At 61.3% G+C, this 1,502-nt stretch carries 1 protein-coding gene; it reads left to right on the forward strand.

Going from position 1 to position 1,502, the window contains the following annotated elements; genetic code table 11:
* Position 1 precedes the first annotated feature (1 nt).
* Positions 2-1,502, forward strand: a 1,501-nt coding sequence (locus tag QME24_RS24665) for an aldehyde dehydrogenase family protein (protein ID WP_281691087.1), incomplete at its 3' end; no start/stop codon positions are given.

The raw sequence follows: 1,502 nt of genomic DNA on the forward strand, positions 1-1,502 counted from the left end.
CATGCGTTACGCACATCCCGGTACCGAAGGCGCGAAGGTTTCCTTCAAGAACCGCTACGGTAACTACATCGGTGGTGAGTTCGTTCCTCCGGTAAAGGGTGAATACTTCACCAACACGTCCCCGGTGAACGGCCAGCCGATTGCCGAATTCCCCCGCTCCACTGCCGAAGACATCGACAAGGCACTGGACGCTGCCCACGCTGCCGCCGACGCCTGGGGCCGCACCTCGGTGCAGGACCGCTCCAATGTGCTGTTGAAAATCGCCGACCGCATCGAGCAGAACCTCGAACTGCTGGCCATTACCGAAACCTGGGACAACGGCAAACCGATCCGCGAAACCCTGAATGCCGACATTCCGCTGGCGGTCGATCACTTCCGCTATTTCGCTGGCTGCATTCGTGCACAAGAAGGTGGCGCCGCCGAAATCAACGAAGGCACCGTGGCCTACCACATCCACGAACCGCTGGGCGTGGTCGGGCAGATCATCCCGTGGAACTTCCCGATCCTGATGGCCGCCTGGAAGCTTGCACCGGCCCTGGCCGCTGGCAACTGCGTGGTGCTCAAGCCGGCCGAACAGACCCCGCTGGGCATCACCGTGCTGCTGGAAGTGATCGGTGACCTGCTGCCCAAAGGCGTGCTCAACGTGGTGCAGGGCTATGGCCGCGAAGCAGGTGAAGCGCTGGCGACCAGCAAGCGCATCGCCAAGATTGCCTTCACCGGCTCTACCCCGGTTGGCTCGCACATCATGAAATGCGCCGCCGAAAACATCATCCCGTCCACCGTGGAACTGGGCGGCAAGTCGCCGAACGTGTACTTCGAAGACATCATGCAAGCCGAGCCGAGCTTCATCGAGAAAGCGGCCGAAGGCATGGTGCTGGCTTTCTTCAACCAGGGCGAAGTGTGCACCTGCCCATCGCGTGCGCTGGTGCAGGAGTCGATCTACCCGCAGTTCATGGAAGTGGTGATGAAGAAGGTGCTGCAGATCAAGCGCGGCGACCCTCTGGACACCGACACCATGGTTGGCGCACAGGCCTCGCAACAGCAGTTCGAGAAGATCCTCTCGTACCTTGAGATCGCCCAGCAGGAAGGTGCCGAGTTGCTGACCGGTGGCAAGGTTGAAAAACTCGAAGGCTCGCTGGCCACCGGTTACTACATCCAGCCGACCCTGCTCAAGGGCAACAACCGCATGCGCGTGTTCCAGGAGGAAATCTTCGGCCCGGTGGTCAGCGTCACCACCTTCAAGGACGAAGCCGAAGCGCTGGCGATCGCCAACGACACCGAGTTCGGCCTGGGCGCCGGCGTGTGGACCCGCGACATCAACCGCGCTTACCGCATGGGCCGCGGGATCAAGGCTGGCCGTGTATGGACCAATTGCTACCACCTGTACCCGGCGCATGCCGCGTTCGGTGGCTACAAAAAGTCCGGGGTTGGGCGTGAAACCCACAAGATGATGCTCGACCACTACCAGCAGACCAAGAACCTGCTGGTGAGCTACGACATCA

It is taken from the genome of Pseudomonas sp. PARCl1, assembly GCF_947311875.1.
In the GTDB taxonomy this organism is placed as follows: Bacteria; Pseudomonadota; Gammaproteobacteria; order Pseudomonadales; family Pseudomonadaceae; genus Aquipseudomonas; species Aquipseudomonas juntendi.